Origin of the sequence: Guyparkeria sp. SB14A, from assembly GCF_005096345.1 — a bacterium.
GTDB lineage: Bacteria > Pseudomonadota > Gammaproteobacteria > Halothiobacillales > Halothiobacillaceae > Guyparkeria > Guyparkeria hydrothermalis.
In genome coordinates this window covers 23,961-39,224 of record NZ_SWAW01000009.1, presented here as the reverse complement: position 1 = coordinate 39,224, position 15,264 = coordinate 23,961, and the positions used below count along the sequence as shown (strand labels likewise).

Below are 15,264 nucleotides of genomic sequence, written 5' to 3'. Positions count from 1 at the left end.
TCGTTGGTTGGATCGCAATGGGTACCGCGGCCGGGCAGGGCGGCCGTTCAGGATTCGGAGGTGTCGAGCGCGGCCTCGACGCCGTCGGCGCGCACCGATTCGACCCGCTCGGGTCCGAGTTCGCCCAGCGCCAGCCACAGGGCGGCGCGCTGCATGGTGCGCTGGAAGCGCGCGCGGATCAGCTCGGCCCGCGCGTTGTCGAGTTCGGTCTGCGCGGCGAGCAGTTCGGTCATGGTCGCCAGGCCCTGCTGGTAGCGCAGGGTCTCGAGACGCACGGCCTCCTCGCTCTGGCTGATGGCCAGGCGACGCACCTCGACGCGCTTTTCGGCCATGTTGGCCTCGCGCCAGACCTTGCCGACCTGGCCGATCAGCTTGTCGAGGGCCTGCTGGCGCTCGGCCAGGCTGGCGTCGACCTTCGCCCGGGCGCGGTCGACCTTGCCGGAGCGGGCGCCGAAGTCGAACACCCGCCAGGTCAGCACGCCGCCGACGGTGTAGCTGTCGTTGCGCAGGCCGACCGTGTCGTCGTTGAAGTCCTGTTGCGCCATCAGGTTGAACTGCGGCTTGTAATCGGCGCGGGCCACGTCGACCTCGGCGCGCGCCGCGGCGATGCGGCCACGCAGGGCCTGGATGCGCGGGTTGTTCGACAGCGCGAGCTGCCGGGCCTCCTCGAGGGTGGTCTCGGGCAGGGCGACGTCGATCGCCTCGTTGAGATCGATGTCGCGGCCGGTGTCGATGCCGGTGAGTACCTTGAGCCCGTCGGCGGCGTTGGCCGCCTGGTTGCGGGCGTTCTCGACGTCGAGCTCGCGCTCGCCGAGGTTGACCTTGGCCTTGAGCAGATCGGCCTTGGTGACCACGCCCTCGTCGTAGAGCTTCTGCGAGAGATCCCGGAAGGACCTGGCCGCCTCGCGCGCCTGGCTGGCGACCTCGACGAAGGCCTCGGCGGTGTTGATGCCCGCGTAGGCCTCGACGGTGTGCAGGACCAGCTGCTGGCGCGCGGCCTCGTCGCCCGATTGCGCCGCCTGCAGCAGGGCCTGGGCCTGGGTGCGCATCTCCCGGATCTTGCCGCCGTTGTAGATCGGGATGGAGAGCTTCAGCGAGGTCTGGAAGTTGTGGTGCCAGCCGGGGTCGTTGAGATTGTCCGGCTCGGTTTCCAGGGCCGCAGGGAGATTGGCCGGGTCGTTCGCGTAGGTTTGGAAAAACTCCCCGGCGCCGAAGTCGTTGAAGTTCGCCTGCTCCTGCTGCAGCTTCATGCCGAAGACATTGAGCGGGTTGTTCGAGCCCATCACGCCGAACGACAGGTCAAGCGTGGGCAGGAGGTTGCCGTTTGCCTGTTCGATCGCGGCACGGGCCTCGGCGATGCGGGCCTGGGAGAGATCCACGGCCGCGTTCTGGTTGAGCGTGCGCTCGACCGCCTCGTTGAACGGCAGGGTGAGTGCCTGCCGGCTGTCGCCTGCCGGGGTCTCGGCAGTAAAGTCGACCGCCTCGGTCTCGACGGCCAGCGCCTGGCTGGTCATCGCCTGTCCGCCGAGGGTCAGGGCCAGCGCGATGACCGTCGGGAGCAGCCGCGGTCCGGGTAGGCGAGCGGTCGAGACGCCGTCGTCGCCCGAGGAAACCTTCGATGAAAGCCGGGGGTGATTGCTGCGCGCCATGCTGCGTGTCCTTGAAAAACGGTTGCGGAGAGTCCGGAGACATCGTTCGCGATCCCGGTCGGCGTGGACGGGCAAGGGGCGTCCCGATTCAGTCGGGCGCGCCTTGGCACCGCCGGTCCCTCCCGGTGAGCGCGGACTATATCAGTAAACTCTAATATATGAAACCCGCGTTGGTCATCCCTTTCGGATGGATGCTAGCACGCGCTCCCGGAACTGCCCGCTACATCAGTACGTTGCGAGATACTTATTAACCATCGAGTCGGTGGGTGCCTGGCCGCCCCGTGGGTGTACGCGGCCTTTCCCGGTATCATCGCGCCTCCCGACCGGACGGGCGGGTCTGCGCAACGGGCAATTCGACGGGCAATTCGAGGGGAGCGGGCATGCGATTGGCCATGGGCATCGAGTACGACGGCGGGCGGTACCACGGTTGGCAACGTCAGTCTCACAGCGACTCCGTGCAGGAGCGCGTCGAGCGGGCGATCAGCCGCGTGGCCGACGGGCCGGTCGAGGTGGTCTGTGCCGGGCGCACCGACCGTGGCGTGCATGCCACGGGCCAAGTGATCCATTTCGATGTCGAGGTCGAACGGCCGCTCTACGGCTGGCAGATGGGCACGATGCAGCACCTGCCGCGCGACATCACTGCCCTGTGGGTCCGAGAGGTCGACGAGACCTTCCACGCCCGTTTCTCCGCCACCGCCCGCGAGTATCGCTACTGCCTGATCAACCGATCGACGCGGCCGGCGATCGCCGCGGGGCGCTTGAGCTGGTGGTACCGCCCCTTGGACGAGGCGCGGATGCAGGCGGCCGCCGATCGGCTGGTCGGCGAGCACGATTTCTCCAGCTTCCGCGGCAAGGATTGCCAGGCCCATTCCCCGGTGCGGACGGTCGAACGCATCGAGATCACCCGACAGGGCGAGTACCTGTTCATCGACGTGCGGGCCAACGCCTTCCTGCATCACATGGTGAGGAACATCGTCGGCAGCCTGTTCGCGGTAGGCAGCGGCGAGCGGCCGGTCGACTGGATCAGCGAGGCGCTTGCCGCCTGCCAGCGCGAGGCGGCGGGAATTACCGCCCCCGCGGATGGTCTGTACCTCACCGGGGTCGAGTACCCGGAACCCGTTGGCCTGCCGACCCAGCCGCGCCGGCCGCTGTTCGAGCAGATGGGCTGAGTTACGGCAGATGGGCTGGGGCGGGTCGCGGTCAGGGGGGCCGACACGACGTACTCGGCCGCGGACCCCGCGATCCGTGGTGGCCTGCCCCGGGAGTCGAGAGGCCCCGGGAATCCTGCTAGAATCCGCGGCCCACATTGTTTTGTACTTCTCTTTTTCACGAGGGCCGAGAATCCGGTGGACAACAGCCGCACACGGGTAAAGATCTGCGGAATCACGCGGCTGGCCGATGTGGAGGCCGCGGTTGCCGCCGGGGCCGACGCGTTGGGCTTCGTGTTCGTGCCGGCCAGCCGGCGCTCGATCCGCGTCGAGACGGCGCGCGATCTGGTTGCCCGGGTGCCGGCCTTCGTGCAGACGGTCGCCCTGTTCTCCGACCCGAGCGTGGACTGGGTCGAAACGGTCATCGATCAGGTCGGTCCGGATCTGCTGCAGTTTCACGGCAGCGAGACGGGGCGCTTCTGCCGGCAGTTCGGCCGTCCCTACATCAAGGCGGTCAGCGCCGAGCTGGACGACGAGGCGCGCCAGCGGGTCCGGCAGGAGCATCACACGGCCCGCGGATTCCTGATCGACAGCCACGCGGTCAGCGGCCTGGGCGGGACCGGTCACCCCTTCGACTGGAACCGTTGGCCGCGGGACAACGGACGCGACCGCCGTCCCTGGATCCTGGCGGGCGGGCTGTCGCCGGAGAACGTGACCGACGCAATCGACACGCTGTCGCCTTACGCCGTGGACGTCTCCAGTGGGGTAGAAGAGGCGCCGGGCATCAAGTCGGCCGACAAAATTCATGCATTCATGCGAGGGGTGGGTCATGCCCGAAACCAACGTTAAGGCGACTGGCGCGCCGGTCGATTACGCGAGCTTCCCGGACCAGCGCGGTCGCTTCGGGGATTACGGGGGCCGTTACGTGGCCGAGACCCTGATGGAGCCGATCGAGGAGCTGACCGCCGCCTACGAGAAATACCGCAACGACCCCGGCTTCATCGAGGAGTTCGAGTCGGACCTGCGCGACTACGTCGGTCGTCCCACCGCGCTCTACCACGCCAAGCGCCTGTCCGAGCTCTACGGCGCCGAGATCTGGCTCAAGCGCGAGGACCTCAACCACACCGGCGCGCACAAGATCAACAACGCCCTCGGCCAGGCCCTGCTGGCCAAACGCATGGGCAAGACCCGCATCATCGCCGAGACCGGCGCCGGCCAGCACGGCGTGGCCACGGCGACCGTGGCTGCGCGCCTCGGTATCGAGTGCGTGGTCTACATGGGCGCCGACGACATCCAGCGCCAGGCGCCGAACGTGTTTCGCATGCGGCTGTTGGGCGCGAAGGTGGTGCCGGTCGATTCCGGTACCCGCACGCTCAAGGACGCGTTGAACGAGGCGATGCGCGACTGGGTGACCAACGTTGACGACACCTTCTACATTATCGGCACCGTGGCCGGCCCGCACCCGTACCCGCAGATGGTGCGCGACTTCCAGTCGGTGATCGGCCGCGAGGCCCGCGCCCAGATGCTGGAGAAGACCGGCGAACTGCCGGACCAGGTGGTCGCCTGCGTCGGCGGTGGCTCGAACGCGATGGGCATCTTCCACGCCTTCCTCGCCGACGAGTCGGTCGAGCTGCACGGCTCCGAGGCCGGCGGTGACGGCGTCGAGACGGGGCGTCACGCCGCCCCGCTGACCGCCGGTCGTCCGGGCGTGCTGCACGGCAACCGCACCTACCTGATGGAAGACGAGAACGGCCAGATCATCGGCACGCACTCGATCTCCGCCGGGCTCGACTACCCGGGCGTCGGGCCCGAGCATTCCTGGCTCAAGGACATCGGTCGCGTGCAGTACGCCGCGATCACCGACGACCAGGCCATGGCGGCCTTCCACGACACCATGCGCTGCGAGGGCATCATCCCGGCGATCGAGTCGGCCCATGCCGTTGCCCACGCCCGCCTGCTGGCCGAGGCGCGTGGCGGGCAGCGCATCCTGGTCAACCTGTCCGGTCGGGGCGACAAGGACATCAACACCGTGGCCAAGCTCGAGGGGATCGAACTGTGAGCGAGACGACCCAGCAACCCGCCGGCCGCCTGGCCTCCCTGTTCGAACGCCTCAAGGGCGAGAACCGCGCCGCCCTGATTCCCTACATCACCGCCGGCGACCCGAGCGCCGAGGCGACGGTCGAACTGATGCACGCGATGGTCGAGGGCGGGGCGGATGCCATCGAGGTGGGCGTGCCGTTCTCCGATCCGATGGCCGACGGGCCCGTCATCCAGGCCGCGCACGAGCGTGCCCTCAAATCGGGCTTAGGTCTGCGCGGCGTGATCGATCTCGTCGCCGAGTTCCGCAAGCGCGATAGCCATACGCCCGTGGTGCTGATGGGCTACCAGAACCCGATCGAGGCGATCGGCGTGGCCGCGTTCGTCGACAAGGCAGCCGCCGCCGGCGTGGACGGCGTGCTGACGGTCGACCTGCCGCCGGAAGAGGCCGACGAGCTCTCCGCGGCGCTGGGCGAGCGCGGCATGTCCCCGATTTTCCTGCTCGCGCCGACCACCAGCGCGGCGCGCACCCGCGAGGTGGCCACCAAGGGCTCGGGCTTTGTCTACTACGTCTCGCTCAAGGGCGTGACCGGGGCGGCCAACCTCGACACCGATGCGCTCGCCTCGCAGGTCGAGGGCGTGCGCGAGGCCTGCGCGTTGCCGGTGGGCGTCGGGTTCGGCATTCGTGACGCCGAGACCGCCGGGCAGGTCGGCCGGGTGGCGGATGCCGTCATCGTCGGCAGCGCCATCGTGCGCCTGATCCACGAGCAGGCCTCGGCGGCCGGCGGCATGAACGCCCAGGGGCTGGAGGCCGTGCGCGGCTTTCTCGCCGAGTTGCGCGCGGCCGTGGAAACGGCGCGCCACTAACGACACACACCTACGGTCGCTCCACCGCGAGGATCGCGTTGGGCCGGCCCGAGAACGACATCATCCTGGGAGAGTTCGCGCATGAGCTGGCTGGACAAACTGATTCCATCACGCATCCGAACGGAAAGCACCGGCAAGCGCGGTGTGCCGGAAGGCCTGTGGGTCAAGTGCGACGGCTGCGATGCCGTGCTCTACCGCGAGGAGCTGCGACGCAACCTCGAGGTGTGCCCCAAGTGCGGACACCACATGCGCATCGCCGTGCGCGCCCGTCTGGATGCGTTTCTCGACGAAACCGGTCGTGAGGAGTTGTTCGCCGACATCTCACCGGTGGACATGCTCAAGTTCCGCGACCAGAAGAAATACCGCGACCGCATCAGCGCGAGCCAGAAGAAGACCGGCGAGAAGGATGCGCTGGTGGTCATGCGCGGCAGCACCAATGGCGTGCCGGTGATCGCCACGGCGTTCAACTTCGCCTTCATGGGCGGCTCGATGGGCTCGGTGGTCGGCGAGAAGTTCGTCCGCGCCGTCGAGGCGGCGATCCAGAACCGCTGCGCCCTGGTGGTGTTCACCGCCTCGGGCGGGGCGCGCATGCAGGAAGCGCTGTTCTCGCTGATGCAGATGGCCAAGACCTCGGCGGCGCTGACCCGCCTGTCGAAAAAGCAGCTGCCGTTCATCGTGGTGCTGACCGACCCGACCATGGGCGGCGTCTCGGCCTCGCTTGCCATGCTCGGCGACGTGCAGATCGCCGAACCCAATGCGCTGATCGGCTTTGCCGGTCCACGCGTGATCGAACAGACCGTCCGCGAGACCCTCCCCGAGGGCTTCCAGCGCAGCGAATTCCTGCTCGAGCACGGCGCGATCGACATGATCGTGCCCCGCGACGAGCTGCCGCAGACCGTCGCCCTGTTGGTGGCCAACCTGCAGAAAAAGGACCTGCCCCGCGAGCGTGCCACCGCCGCCTCGTGACCAGGCGCACCGTTCTGCCAGTCCTGACAGTCACCTGCCGGGGTCGGATGTCGTGAGCCGTTCGGTCGATGCCTGGCTCGAGGCGTTGCTCGAGCGCGATCCCAACCGGATCGAACCGGGGGTCGAGCGTTGCCGGCGCCTCACGCGTGACCTGCTGGGTGACCGTCCGGCCGCCTGCGTGATCACCGTGGCCGGCACCAACGGCAAGGGATCGAGCGTGATGATGGCATCGGCCATCTGTCGCGCGGCGCGCTATCGAGTGGGCAGCTACACCTCGCCGCACCTGGTCGACGTGCGCGAGCGCTTTCTGATTGACGGCGAGATGGTCGATGCGCACGCCCTGGTTCGCGCATTCGAACGCATCGAGCGCCACCCCGACAGCGACGCCTTGACCTATTTCGAGTGGCTGACGGTGGCGGCGTTTCTGGTGTTTGCCGAGGCGGGCGTCGACGTCTGGGTGCTCGAGGTCGGCCTGGGTGGTCGGCTGGACGCGGTCAATGCCCTGGATGCCGATCTCGCCCTGATCACCGCCATCGGGCTTGATCACCAGGATTGGCTGGGCGAAGGGCGTGAGGCCATCGGCGCCGAGAAGGCCGGCATTCTGCGCGCCGGCCAGCCGGCGGTGTATGTCGATCCCGACCCGGTCGATTCGGTGGCCGTGTCCGCCGCGCGTCTCGGTGCGGACATGCTGTCGCTCGGCGCGGATTTCAGTGTCTCTGCCGATTGCCCGACCCCGGATCACGTCGGACAGCCGGTCTTCGGCCTGGTCCGCGGCGATCGGATCATCTGCCTGCCACGACCGGCGCTTGTCGGGCGGCACCAGTGGAATAACGCCGCGGGCGTCGTTGCGTTGTTGCAACACCCGCGCAGTCCGCTTGCCATCCCGGATGAGGCCGTCCGGCAGGGGCTGGAAACGGTCCGCCTGGCCGGTCGGCTGGAGCGATTCGTCGACCGCGGGCGGACGGTGATCTTTGACGTGGCCCATAATGTCGAGGCGGCCCGCACACTCGCCGCGGCGTTGGAGGCCAAGCCCGCCGGCCGGCGTCTGGCGGTGTTTTCGGCCCTGGATGACAAGCCGATCGAGGCAGTGGTCCAGGTATTGGCCGACTGTTTCGATGCCTGGTGGATCGCCCCGCTTGCGGAACCGCGGGCGGCCGGGATTGGTCGGATCGAGTCGGCGCTGGCGAAGGCCGGCGCGGACCGGGTCAACCGTGAAGCCGACCTGTCGGGTGCGTATAATGCGGCGCTTGCCGAGGCCCGCGAGATCGACGAGATCGTGGTGTTCGGTTCGTTCCACGTGGTCGGTCCATTGCGGGCGCGACTCGATACGCGAGACAATGCCGGGCATTGAAGCGCCCCCGTCGCAACGAGGCAAAGAGGACGCCGTGGCAGAGCAAACCGAATCAAGCTGGACCGAGTCGCGTTTCCGCCAACGATTGGTGGGCGCCTCGGTGGTGGTGGCGCTGGCCGTGCTGCTGTTGCCGTTGTGGCTCGATGGCAGTGGTATCGACAGCCTCCGGGTGCAGACCGCCCCGGAAAAGCCCGAGGTCGAAGGCGTCGAGCGCATCGAGGTGCCGCAGCCGCCCGGCGAGACGGGCGAGCCACTCGAAAACCCGCCCACCTCGCTGTTCCCCGATCAGACACCGATCGAGGCCCGCGAGGCGTCCGGCTCGGACGCGGCCCGGTCGGGCGGCGAATCCGTGGAGGAAAGCGAAGAAGCCGCGGCATCGACGCCCGAGGAGATGATGCCCGAATCCGAGGGGGAAGCCGTCGAACCGGCGAGCCAGGCGGCCGATGAGGTGTCGGTTGTCGAGTCGGCACCGGAACCGGCCCGGCGCGACGAGGACGCGGAATCCGAGTCGGCCGAGGACTCCGCTGCCGCCCAGGCCGATAAGGCGGATGAGGATTCGTCGGCGGACGACCTTCCGGAGAGTTCGGCCAGCGGCGAATACGTGGTGCAGCTGGGCAGCTTCTCCGACGAGCGGAACGCGCGCGCACTGGCCGAATCGGTCGAGTCGTCCGGCTTCGACGTGTCGGTGACGCCGCTGTTCTCGGAGCAGGGCACGGTCTGGCGCGTGCGCGTCGGCCCTTATGCCACGCGTGACCTGGCCGGCGAGGCCACCGAACGACTGCGCCAGCGCATTGGCCGCGACGGACTGGTGATGACCAAGTGAGCAGGGCGGAAGGACGCGTGATCGATCGGGCAGGGAGGACGCCATGACGATGGTCGACTGGATACTGCTGGCAATCGTCCTGATCTCGACGGCGATTGCCCTGGTGCGGGGCTTCGTCAAGGAGGTGGTCTCGCTGATCACCTGGATCGCGGCGTTCGGTATTGCGCTGGCGTTTTCGCAGACGGCCGCCGTGCTGGTGCCCGAGGCGGTAGACATTCCGTCCGCGCGGGTGGCGATCGCCTTCGTGGCGCTGTTCGTGGTGGTGCTGATCCTGGGCGGAATCATCAACTGGGCGATCTCGAAGCTGGTCGAGACGACCGGCCTGTCCGGCACGGATCGATCGGTCGGGATGGTTTTCGGCCTGCTGCGTGGCGTGTTGATCGTCGCCGGACTGCTGCTACTGGGCGGGTTCACGGCCCTGCCGAAGGAAGAATGGTGGCAGGCATCCATGCTGATACCGCACTTCCAGGTGGTATCCGAGTGGCTGCTGGCGATCCTGCCGGCGGACGTCGCCCGCAACGTGCAGTGGTGACGATCCCCTTGGACGACAACGTGGCAAGGACAACGTGGCGATCTGCCGGACGCAGATCGCCCTCGGGGCGACCCCGAATCACGCCGGAACGGTCGAACGACCGCTCCGGCGTCGCCGTTTCGGCCTCGGGCGGGACCGCCCGAGCCGAGGCCTTTTGACTTTTTGCACGGTTACATACCGAGGTGGTTTGACGCATGTGCGGCATTATTGGGATGGTGGCGAAATCGCCGGTGAATCAGGCGCTGTATGACGGTCTGACCGTATTGCAGCACCGGGGTCAGGATGCGGCGGGCATCCTCACCTCCGACGAGGAACGGCTCTTTCTCCGCAAGGAAAACGGACTGGTCAAGGACGTCTTCCACACCCGTCACATGCGCCAGCTGATGGGCAACATGGGTATCGGCCACGTCCGCTACCCGACGGCCGGTTGTGACTCCTCGGCCGAGGCGCAGCCCTTCTACGTCAATGCGCCGTTCGGCATCGCGATGGGGCACAACGGCAACCTCACCAACGTCGACGAGCTGCGCGCCGCCGTGGTGGCCGAGGATCGTCGCCACCTCAACACGAATTCCGATTCCGAGGTGCTGCTCAACGTCTTCGCCCACGAGCTGGGTGCCATCGCCGGGGCGCGTCCGACCGCCGATGACGTCTTCGCCGCGATCACCAACGTCCATCGCCGGGCCCGCGGTGCCTACGCCGTGATCGGTCTGATCGCCGGCGAGGGCGTGTTCGCCTTCCGCGATCCGCGCGGCATCCGCCCGGTCTGCTACGGCAAGCGCGAGACCGAGCATGGCACCGAGTACATGATCGCCTCCGAGTCGGTCGCGATCGAGGCCGGCGAGTTCGAACTGGTCCGCGACCTCGCTCCCGGCGAGGCCATCTTCATCTCCCGCGAGGGCGAAGTGACGCTGCGCCAGTGCGCCGACGATCCGCAGTACGCCAGCTGCATCTTCGAGTACGTCTACCTCGCGCGTCCGGATTCGATCATCGACGACGTCTCGGTCTACCGGGCCCGCATGCGCATGGGCGAAATGCTGGCCGAGAAGATCCAGCGCGAGTGGTCCCACCACGATATCGACGTGGTGATCCCGATCCCCGACACCAGCCGCACCGCGGCGCTGGAGATCGCGGTCAACCTGAACCTCAAGTACCGCGAAGGCTTCGTCAAGAACCGCTACATCGCACGCACCTTCATCATGCCGGGCCAAGCCAAGCGCAAGCGCTCGGTGCGCCAGAAGCTCAACGCGATCGATCTCGAGTTCCGCGGCAAGAACGTGCTGCTGGTCGACGACTCCATCGTGCGCGGCACCACCTCCAGCGAGATCATCCGCATGGCCCGCGAGGCCGGTGCCAAGAAGGTGTTCATGGCCTCGGCCGCGCCGGCGGTGCGCTACCCCAATGTCTACGGCATCGACATGCCGGCGGCGGACGAGTTCGTCGCCCACAACCGCGATGTCGACGCGATCCGCGATGCGATCGGCGCCGACGACCTGATCTACCAGGACCTCGAGGACCTCAAGGAGGCCGTGCGCCAGGGCAACCCGACGCTCAACGAGTTCGACTGCTCCTGCTTCACCGGCGACTACGTCACCAACGACATCGACACCGCCTACCTCGACAACCTGGCGAGCAGCCGTGCCGATAGCGAGCGCGACAAGGCCAACGGGGCGGCCGGGGCGTCACGGCGCTCCCGGGATATCGTCTCCGTCGGTCTTTACAATGACCAGTAGCCGTGTGGGGCTGGCGTGGTGCGCTGCCGTCTCGTTCGTGGTCCTGACCGCGTTCGGTGGGCCGTCGATGGCATCGGCGGGTGAGTCGGCTGCCGTGACCGTTGCCGAAACCAGCGTGCCCGACCGGGTGGCCCGTTCGGCGGCCGCAATGGCCGACCGGCTCGCCGCCAACGGGGAGGCGGGCGACCAGGCGCTGGTCGTCGACGTGCCGGGGCAACGGCTCTACCTGTACGAATCCGGCGAACTGGTCGGGTCCTTCCCGGTATCCACTGCCGAGAAGGGCACCGGTAATCGGGAAGGCAGCCTGCAGACGCCGCTGGGCCTGCATCGAGTGGATCAGAAGATCGGCGCCGATGCCCCTCGCGGCATGATCTTTCGTGGTCGCAGGCCCACCGGCGAGCTGGCCGAGATCCTGACGGGGCCGGACGAGCGCGCCGCGCGCGACGACGTCACCACCCGCATCCTCTGGCTCGAGGGCCTCGAACCCGGCGTCAACCAGGGTGGCGAGGTCGACTCCAAGCAGCGCTACATCTACATCCACGGCACGCCGGAAGAGGGCCGTATCGGCCAGCCGGCCTCGCACGGTTGCGTGCGCATGACCAACGCCGACGTGATTACGCTGTTCGACCGCGTCCGGGAAGGCGCGCTGGTCGACATCATCGATTAACCCCGTTTTTCGGAGACCCGATCCATGCCCGATTATCGTTCCAAGACCACCACCCACGGCCGCAACATGGCCGGTGCCCGCGCCCTGTGGCGCGCGACGGGCGTGAAGGACGACGATTTCGGCAAGCCGATCATCGCGATCGCCAATTCGTTTACCCAGTTCGTGCCGGGCCACGTCCATCTGAAGGACATGGGCCAGCTGGTGGCGCGCGAGGTGGAGGCCGCCGGCGGGATCGCCAAGGAATTCAACACCATCGCGGTCGATGACGGCATCGCCATGGGCCACGGCGGCATGCTCTACTCGCTGCCCAGCCGCGACATCATCGCCGACTCGGTCGAGTACATGGTCAACGCCCACTGTGCCGACGCGCTGGTGTGCATCTCCAACTGCGACAAGATCACCCCGGGGATGCTCAACGCCGCCATGCGTCTGAACATCCCGGTGGTGTTCGTCTCCGGCGGGCCGATGGAGGCAGGCAAGACCCGGCTGTCGCCGGATTCCGACGAGGTGATCAAGCTCGACCTGGTCGATGCGATGGTCAAGGCGGCCGACGATTCGGTCTCCGACGAGACACTCGCGCAGATCGAACGATCCGCCTGCCCAACCTGTGGGTCCTGCTCGGGCATGTTCACGGCCAACTCGATGAACTGTCTAACCGAGGCGCTGGGCCTGTCGTTGCCGGGCAACGGCTCGCTGCTGGCGACACATGCTGATCGTCGCGAGCTCTTCCTTGAGGCCGGTCGTCAGATCGTCCGCCTCGCCAAGGCCTACTACGAGAACGACGATGCCTCGGTGCTGCCGCGCTCGATCGCCACGCGCGAGGCGTTCGAGAACGCCATGGCGCTCGACATCGCCATGGGCGGCTCGACCAACACCGTGCTGCACCTGCTGGCCGCGGCGCGCGAGGGCGAGGTCGAGTTCGACATGACCGACATCGACCACATGAGCCGCAAGATCCCGCACCTGTGCAAGGTCGCGCCGAGCACGGCCCAGTACCACATGGAGGACGTGCACCGTGCCGGCGGCGTGATGGCGATCCTGGGTGAGCTCGACCGGGCGGGTCTGCTGCACAACGACATCCCCACCGTGCATAGCAAGACCGTCAAGGACGGGCTGGACCGTTGGGACATCGCGCGCGAGACCGCCTGCGACGAGGCCAAGAGCCGTTACCTCGCCGGTCCGGCCGGCATCCCGACCCAGACCGCGTTCTCGCAGGACACCCGTTGGCCGAGCCTGGACATCGATCGCGCCAAGGGTTGCATCCGCGACTACGAGCACGCGTACTCGAAGGACGGTGGCCTCGCCGTGCTGTTCGGCAACATCGCCCGCGACGGTTGCATCGTGAAGACCGCCGGCGTGGACGAGTCCATCCTCAAGTTCACCGGCCGGGCGCGTGTCTTCGAGTCGCAGGATGCCGCCGTCGAGGCGATCCTTGGCGACCAGATCGTCGCCGGCGACGTGGTCGTGATCCAGTACGAGGGCCCCAAGGGCGGGCCGGGCATGCAGGAAATGCTCTACCCGACCAGCTACCTGAAGTCCAAGGGTCTGGGCAAGGACTGTGCGCTGCTCACCGACGGGCGCTTCTCTGGCGGCACCTCGGGACTGTCCATCGGTCATGCCTCACCCGAGGCGGCCTCCGGCGGCGAAATCGCGCTGGTGGAAGAGGGCGACACCATCGTCATCGACATCCCCGAGCGGACGATCCACCTGGATATCAGCGACGCCGATCTAGCCCACCGTCGCGAGAAGATGATCGAGCGCGGTGATGCCGCCTACAAGCCGGTCAATCGCCAGCGCTACGTCAGCCAGGCGCTCAAGGCCTACGCGGCGCTCACCACCTCGGCCTCGCTGGGCGCGGTGCGCGATCTCTCGCAGATCGGCGTGAAGTAAGGCGGTGACGGTCGGGACTTACATCCCGCCGCACTTCCGCCAGGACGATCCGGCGGTGATCGCCGAGGTGGTGGCGACCCATCCGTTCGCCGCCCTGGTCCTCGCCGACAAAGGGCAGATGCCGTGCGTGCATCTGCCCTTTCTGCGTTTTGGCGAAGCAACGCGGCCCGAGACCTGGCGGTTCGAGTCGCATCTCGCGCGGGCGAACCCGGTCGCCGAGGCATTGGCCGACGGTCGCGAGTTGTCCGCCATCCTCATCTTCACCGGCCCGGACGCCTACGTCTCGCCGCGCTGGTACGTCGATGCCCACGACACCAGCGTGCCGACCTGGAACTACCAGTCGGTGCACGTGCGCGGCCGCGTGCGGCTCGCCGGTGAGGGCGATCCCGAGTGGCTCGACCGCCACCTGCACCACCTGATCGACACCCACCAGGCACGGATCGGCGGCGATCCGTTCGACTGGGATCACCTGCCCGACCGGCAGATCGCCGGGATGAAGGCGGCGATCGTCGGCATCGAGCTGTTGCCCGAACGGATCGAGGGGATCGAGAAGCTCGCGCAGAACAAGACCGCCGCCGACCGGGACGGTGTGATCGAGGGGCTGCACCGTCGTGGAGATGCCGAGTGCGATGAGATGGCCGACTTGATGCGTGCGCGCGACAGGGGATGACCACCAAGCTGGGTCGATACCGTGATTGCGTTTGGTCAGCCTGTGTCGTTGGATGGTCTATAAGCCCAGTGTGGGCATGAGTTTCACATCCGATCCTCTAGGGGGCGGATATCTCGGGTCATGATGACCTTTAGGCGGTTAGCGGGGAATGCAGCATGAATCGACGTCAAGCGCTTGGCCTGATCGTGGTCGGCGGCCTGTTGGCAAACCGCTCGGCCCAGGCCGATTTCGCCAGCGACATGCTGAAGCGGCTGGAAGGCCTCGGCAGTGGCGGCGACTCCCAGTCCCCATCGGTCGCCTCCGGCTTGACGCAGGGGGAGATGGACCAAGGCATCCGGGAGGCCCTGAGCAAGGGCGTCGAGGTGGCCGTCAGGCAACTGGGGCAAGAAGGCGGTTACCTCAACGACCCCCAGGTGCGTATTCCGCTGCCGGGCTACCTGCAAAAGGTCGAGGGGATGTTGCGCACCCTGGGGCAGGCTGGGCTGGCCGACGAGTTCGTCGGGACCATGAACCACGCCGCGGAACAGGCGGTGCCCGAGGCGACCGATGTCTTCCTCGGCGCGATCAAGCGTATGAGCCTCGATGACGTGAGGGGTATCGTGGAGGGGCCGAACGATGCCGCCACCGCGTATCTGCGGCGCAGCAGCTCCGATGAGCTGGCCACGCGTTTTAGACCCATCGTCGAGGCGGCGACCGACCGGGCCGGCGTCACGGTGGCCTACAAGCAGATGATGGACCGCGCCGGACCGATGGGCCAAATGCTCGCGGGTGACACGGACCTGGACGGCTACATCACCGAGAAGGCGCTCGACGGGCTGTTTCTCAAGGTCGCGGAACAGGAAAGGCTGATCCGCACCGAACCTTACGCCCGCACCACCGATCTGCTGGAAAAGGTGTTCGGCGGCCGATAGATCGCCGGGGGCGCATTCAGGCA

14 protein-coding genes are annotated in these 15,264 nt (G+C 67.4%); 13 read left to right on the top strand and 1 reads right to left on the bottom strand.

Features of this window, described 5'->3' with window-relative positions:
- Positions 1-47: 47 nt before the first annotated feature.
- Positions 48-1,649, bottom strand: a complete 1,602-nt coding sequence (locus FAZ79_RS05455; RefSeq protein WP_136866965.1) for a TolC family protein — start codon at positions 1,647-1,649, stop codon at positions 48-50.
- A 380-nt stretch (positions 1,650-2,029) separates the two neighbouring features.
- Here FAZ79_RS05455 and truA point away from each other — a divergent pair, with 380 nt between their 5' ends.
- From truA to FAZ79_RS05390, 13 genes are all read left to right on the top strand, one after another.
- Positions 2,030-2,818 (top strand): tRNA pseudouridine(38-40) synthase TruA, encoded by a 789-nt coding sequence (truA, locus tag FAZ79_RS05450; protein WP_136866964.1) that lies wholly within the window; start codon positions 2,030-2,032, stop codon positions 2,816-2,818.
- A 177-nt stretch (positions 2,819-2,995) separates the two neighbouring features.
- Complete coding sequence (locus FAZ79_RS05445; RefSeq protein ID WP_136866963.1) at positions 2,996-3,646, top strand: phosphoribosylanthranilate isomerase; 651 nt, start codon at positions 2,996-2,998, stop codon at positions 3,644-3,646.
- Complete coding sequence (gene trpB, locus FAZ79_RS05440; protein ID WP_136866962.1) at positions 3,627-4,856, top strand: tryptophan synthase subunit beta; 1,230 nt, start codon at positions 3,627-3,629, stop codon at positions 4,854-4,856. Before FAZ79_RS05445 ends, trpB begins: the two co-directional genes overlap by 20 nt.
- Before the next feature lie 29 nt (positions 4,857-4,885).
- On the top strand, positions 4,886-5,701 hold the full coding sequence (gene trpA / locus FAZ79_RS05435) for a tryptophan synthase subunit alpha (RefSeq protein WP_136866995.1): 816 nt from the start codon (positions 4,886-4,888) through the stop codon (positions 5,699-5,701).
- 81 nt (positions 5,702-5,782) lie between these two features.
- A complete protein-coding gene (gene accD, locus FAZ79_RS05430; protein WP_136866961.1) occupies positions 5,783-6,667 on the top strand; it encodes an acetyl-CoA carboxylase, carboxyltransferase subunit beta in 885 nt (294 codons plus the stop codon).
- A gap of 52 nt (positions 6,668-6,719) precedes the next feature.
- The gene (locus tag FAZ79_RS05425) at positions 6,720-8,018 is read left to right on the top strand and encodes a folylpolyglutamate synthase/dihydrofolate synthase family protein (RefSeq protein WP_169303601.1); all 1,299 of its coding nucleotides are present in this window, start codon (positions 6,720-6,722) and stop codon (positions 8,016-8,018) included.
- 34 nt (positions 8,019-8,052) lie between these two features.
- Positions 8,053-8,841, top strand: coding sequence for an SPOR domain-containing protein (locus tag FAZ79_RS05420; RefSeq protein ID WP_169303600.1), 789 nt, complete (start codon positions 8,053-8,055; stop codon positions 8,839-8,841).
- Positions 8,842-8,884: 43 nt separating this feature from the next.
- Positions 8,885-9,373, top strand: a complete 489-nt coding sequence (locus FAZ79_RS05415; RefSeq protein WP_136866958.1) for a CvpA family protein — start codon at positions 8,885-8,887, stop codon at positions 9,371-9,373.
- A 194-nt stretch (positions 9,374-9,567) separates the two neighbouring features.
- Entirely contained in the window at positions 9,568-11,103 is a 1,536-nt protein-coding gene (gene purF, locus FAZ79_RS05410; RefSeq protein ID WP_136866957.1) for an amidophosphoribosyltransferase, read from the top strand.
- 148 nt (positions 11,104-11,251) lie between these two features.
- Positions 11,252-11,770, top strand: coding sequence for a L,D-transpeptidase (locus FAZ79_RS05405; RefSeq protein ID WP_136866994.1), 519 nt, complete (start codon positions 11,252-11,254; stop codon positions 11,768-11,770).
- 24 nt (positions 11,771-11,794) lie between these two features.
- Positions 11,795-13,660, top strand: coding sequence for a dihydroxy-acid dehydratase (ilvD, locus tag FAZ79_RS05400; RefSeq protein WP_136866956.1), 1,866 nt, complete (start codon positions 11,795-11,797; stop codon positions 13,658-13,660).
- A 4-nt stretch (positions 13,661-13,664) separates the two neighbouring features.
- Positions 13,665-14,330 (top strand): FMN-binding negative transcriptional regulator, encoded by a 666-nt coding sequence (locus tag FAZ79_RS05395; protein WP_136866955.1) that lies wholly within the window; start codon positions 13,665-13,667, stop codon positions 14,328-14,330.
- A 155-nt stretch (positions 14,331-14,485) separates the two neighbouring features.
- A complete protein-coding gene (locus FAZ79_RS05390; protein ID WP_136866954.1) occupies positions 14,486-15,241 on the top strand; it encodes a DUF4197 domain-containing protein in 756 nt (251 codons plus the stop codon).
- Positions 15,242-15,264 lie beyond the last annotated feature (23 nt).